General features: G+C 67.9%; 5 protein-coding genes. All 5 read left to right on the forward strand.

All coding sequences use genetic code 11. The features are described 5' to 3' along the window. Positions 1-857: branched-chain amino acid ABC transporter permease (locus KIT53_RS20165; protein ID WP_297756274.1), on the forward strand; the 857-nt coding region annotated here is incomplete at its 5' end. A gap of 56 nt (positions 858-913) precedes the next feature. Then, on the forward strand, positions 914-1,873 hold the full coding sequence (locus tag KIT53_RS20170; protein ID WP_297756276.1) for a branched-chain amino acid ABC transporter permease: 960 nt from the start codon (positions 914-916) through the stop codon (positions 1,871-1,873). Next, on the forward strand, positions 1,870-2,613 hold the full coding sequence (locus KIT53_RS20175) for an ABC transporter ATP-binding protein (protein ID WP_297756277.1): 744 nt from the start codon (positions 1,870-1,872) through the stop codon (positions 2,611-2,613). The genes KIT53_RS20170 and KIT53_RS20175 overlap by 4 nt, the downstream gene beginning before the upstream one ends. Further along, complete coding sequence (locus KIT53_RS20180) at positions 2,610-3,329, forward strand: ABC transporter ATP-binding protein (protein ID WP_297756280.1); 720 nt, start codon at positions 2,610-2,612, stop codon at positions 3,327-3,329. Before KIT53_RS20175 ends, KIT53_RS20180 begins: the two co-directional genes overlap by 4 nt. A 106-nt stretch (positions 3,330-3,435) precedes the next feature. Continuing rightward, positions 3,436-3,910 (forward strand): ABC transporter substrate-binding protein (locus KIT53_RS20185; protein ID WP_297756282.1); only part of this gene is annotated, 475 nt, incomplete at its 3' end.

Raw genomic sequence — 3,910 nt, forward strand, 5'->3', positions numbered from 1 at the left:
AAGACATGCTGACGATCAATATATTCAACGGACTGGTGTACGGAGCGCTGCTGATCGTGATGTGCTCAGGGCTTGCGCTGATCTACGGCCTGAGGAGAGTGGTGAACTTCGCGCACGGCTCGCTGTACATGCTGGGAGCGTACCTGGGGTACAGCATTGCGCTGAAGACCAACTTCTGGGTGGCGCTGGTGGGCGCACCGGCCATCATGGCCGCGCTGGGCGTGCTGCTGGACCGCTACGGCTTTCGCCTGCTGCAGGACCGGGACCCGCTGACGGTGGTGCTGGTGACCTTCGGGCTGCTGCTGGTCATCGAAGACGGCGTGCAAAGCATCTGGGGCAAGAGCAACCTCTCGGTGGCCACGCCCGAGGCGCTGAACTTCTCGGTGGACATCCTGGGCACACCCGTGCCGGCCTACCGCATCGGCGTGATCGCCGTGGGCGCGGCCGTCGCCCTGGGGCTGAGCCTGTGGCTGAAGTACTCCCGCGTGGGGCTGTTCGTGCGCGCGGCCAGCACCGACCCCACCACCACCGCCATGCAAGGCGTCAACACCGATGCGCTCTCCGCAGGCGTGGTCGGCCTGGGCACGGCCCTGGCCGGCCTGGCCGGCGTGGTGGCCGCGCCCTTCCTCTCGCTCTCGCCGGCCATGAGCGCGGACGTGATCATCGACTCCTTCGTGGTGGTGGTCATCGGCGGGCTGGGCTCGCTGGCCGGGGCCTTCGTGGCGGCCATGGTGCTGGGCATGGTGCAGGCCATCGGCGCGGTGTACCTGCCCGACGTGGCCATCCTGCTGCCCTTCGTGCTGATGGTGGCCATCCTGATCTGGAAGCCCGCGGGCTTTGCCGGCAGCCGCACCTGAGGCGCGGGCACAGGCCAGAAGAACGACGAGAACGAAGAGAAGACGAGACCTCAACCATGACGATCCAACGCATGGCGCTGTACGCGCTCATCGCCCTGGCCCTCGGAGGTGCGATCAGCACCCTGGTGGGCTCCAACACCGTGCTCTCCCTGCTCACGCAGGCGGTCATCTACGCCGTCTTCGCCATCGGCGTGGGCGTGCTGCTGCGCCAGAACGGCATGGTCAGCTTCGGCCACGCGCTGTACTTCGGCGCGGCCGGCTACGCCATCGGCATCGTGCTGCAGCTGCGCCTGATGTCGCCCGAGCTGGCCATCGTGGCCACCCTGCTGGGGCTGGCGCTCTTTGCCTTCCTCATCGGCCTGGTGATCGTGCGCGTGCCCGGCATCGCCTTTGGCATGCTCACCCTGGCCATTGGCCAGATGTTCTTCCTCTCGGCCTCGCGCGCACGCGGCCTCACCGGGGGAGCGGACGGCATGAACATCGAGTGGGCCTCCACGCTCTTTGGGATGAGCCTGTCGCAACTGCTCAAGCCGGCCAACCTGTTCCTGCTGTGCTGGACGGTGCTGGTGCTGGTGATGTTCCTGCTGGGCGTGCTGCTGCGCTCGCGCTTTGGCGCCATCACCGAGGCCGTGCGCGACAACGAGGAGCGCGCGCGCTTCATCGGCATTGCCACGCTGCTGCCGCGCGCGGCGGTCTACGCGCTCTCGGCCGTGGTGGCCGGGGTCGCTGGCGTGCTCTCGGCCATCAACACCGGCTTCATCTCCCCCGAGAGCCTGCACTGGAGCCTCTCGGGCATGACGCTGATGATGGTGGTCGTGGGCGGCTACAAGGTCCTGTGGGGCCCGGCGCTGGGCGCGGTCGTGTACTTCCTGCTCAAGGACATCCTGGGCGACTTCGCCAACCACTGGATGGCCATCTTCGGCGCCATCCTCATCACCGTCATCGTCTTCTCCCCCACCGGCATCGCCGGGGCGCTCACGCGCCTGTTCGGCGCACGCAAGGAGAAGCGGGCATGAGCACGAACACGAACACCAACATGAACGACTACGTGTTGCAGGCCCAGGACGTGGCCATCCACTACGGCGGCGTCAAGGCGGTCGACGGCGTCTCGCTGACCCTCTCCAAGGGGCAGGTGCACGGCCTCATCGGCCCCAACGGGGCGGGCAAGTCCACCGTGATCGACGCCATCACCGGGCGCAGGCCGCTCACGCGCGGCACGGTCACGCTGCGCGGCGAGGACGTCAGCGCCCTGGGCGTGGTGCCGCGGCGCATGCGCGGGCTCTCGCGCAGCTTCCAGCGCACCAGCATCTTCGGGGGCATGCCCGTGCGCAAGCAGGTCGAGCTGGCCTCGCACAAGATGGGCGTGGCCGACAGCGCGGCCGATGCCGATGCGGTGCTCAGGGAGCTGGAGCTGCTGCCCATGGCCAACACCCTGGCCGAGGACCTGGGCTACGGCGAGCAGCGCCGCCTGGACCTGGCCCTGGCCCTGGTGGGGCGTCCCAGCGTGCTGCTGCTCGATGAGCCCATGGCCGGGCTCTCGGTCAAGGAGTCGCTGGACCTGGCGCAGCACCTCAAGGCGCTGACCTCGCGCTGGGAGGTCTCCGTGCTGCTGGTCGAGCACGACATGGATGTGGTCTTTGGCATCTCCGATGTCGTCACCGTCTTTGAACTGGGCCGCGTGATCGCGCATGGCACGCCTGCGGCCGTGCGCGCCGATCCGAGGGTCCGTGAAGCCTATCTGGGGAGCGCCGCATGAACAACAACAGCCACAACCATCTGCTGGAACTCGAGGGCGTGGACGCCTTCTACGGTGCTGCGCACATCCTGCACGGGCTCAGCCTGCATGTGCAGGCCGGTGAGCGCGTGGCGCTCATCGGGCGCAACGGGGTGGGCAAGACCACGGTGGTCAACACCATCCTGGGGCTGGCCCAGCTCAAGGGCGGTGCGGTGCGCTTTGGCCAGAAGGTGGTGGGCCGTCCGCGCGCCTACATGGCCGCGCAGCACGGCATCGCGGTGGTGCCGCAGGGCCGGCGCATCGTGGCCAACCTCTCGGTGGAGGAGAACCTGCTGCTGGGTGCGGCCGTGGGGCGCAAGGGGCCCTGGGACGTGCAGGCGGTCTACAAGGTCTTCCCCATCCTGCAGGAGCGCGCGCACACGCCGGGCACGGCGCTCTCGGGCGGGCAGCAGCAGATGCTGGCCGTGGGGCGTGCGCTCATGGCCAACCCCGGGCTGATCCTGCTCGATGAGCCCACCGAGGGGCTGGCGCCGGTGATCGTCGATCAGTTGGCCGTGGTCTTCAACCAGGTGGCCGAGCAGGGCACGGCGCTGCTGCTGATCGAGCAGAACATGAGTCTGGTGGTGCGCGTGGCGCACCGCTACCTGGCCATGGCCAAGGGCTCGGTGGTGGCCAGTGGGCAGGTGCTCAATTCCAGGGACGGGCTGCACGACCTGGAGCAGCACGTCATGGTCTGACGCAAACACGCAGACAAACGAAGCAGACAGACAGACAGACAGGTTCCTCAACCGGTCGCCGGACCGCTTCCGGCTCATTCTTCCATCACGCAAGGAGACACAAACGATGTTCAAGATGCTCAAGCTGCACCGCGCCCTCGCTGGCGTCGTGCTCGTCGCCGCCATCCCCATGGCCGCTCTCGCACAGGCCAAGGACCCCGTCAAGGTCGGCCTCGTGTCGTCCAAGTCCGGTGTGTTCTCGCAGCAGGGCGAGGAAGTCATCCGTGGCGTCAAGTTCGCCATCGAAGAAGCCAACGCCAAAGGCGGCGTGGACGGCCGCAAGGTCGAGGTCGCCGAGGGTGACGACGAGGGCACGCCCGACGCCGGTCGCCGCGTGGCCGAGAAGCTCGCGCGCGACGGCCACAACCTGCTCATCGGCGCCATCCCGTCCTCCATCTCCCTGGCCATCGCCCAGAACCTGGACCGCTGGGACGCCGCCTACTTCGTGGTTGCCAGCAAGTCCGACAAGCTCACCGGCGACACCTGCAAGCCGCGCAGCTTCCGCACCAACCACTCCGACGCGATGGACATCGCCATGATCA

The sequence above is a fragment of the Hydrogenophaga sp. genome, assembly GCF_026125785.1.
Lineage (GTDB): Bacteria > Pseudomonadota > Gammaproteobacteria > Burkholderiales > Burkholderiaceae_C > Hydrogenophaga.

Coding starts and splice junctions, on each gene's coding strand:
- KIT53_RS20180 (WP_297756280.1), top strand. CDS start 2,610: ATGAACAACAACAGCCACAACCATCTGCTGGAACTCGAGGGCGTGGAC.
- KIT53_RS20170 (WP_297756276.1), top strand. CDS start 914: ATGACGATCCAACGCATGGCGCTGTACGCGCTCATCGCCCTGGCCCTC.
- KIT53_RS20175 (WP_297756277.1), top strand. CDS start 1,870: ATGAGCACGAACACGAACACCAACATGAACGACTACGTGTTGCAGGCC.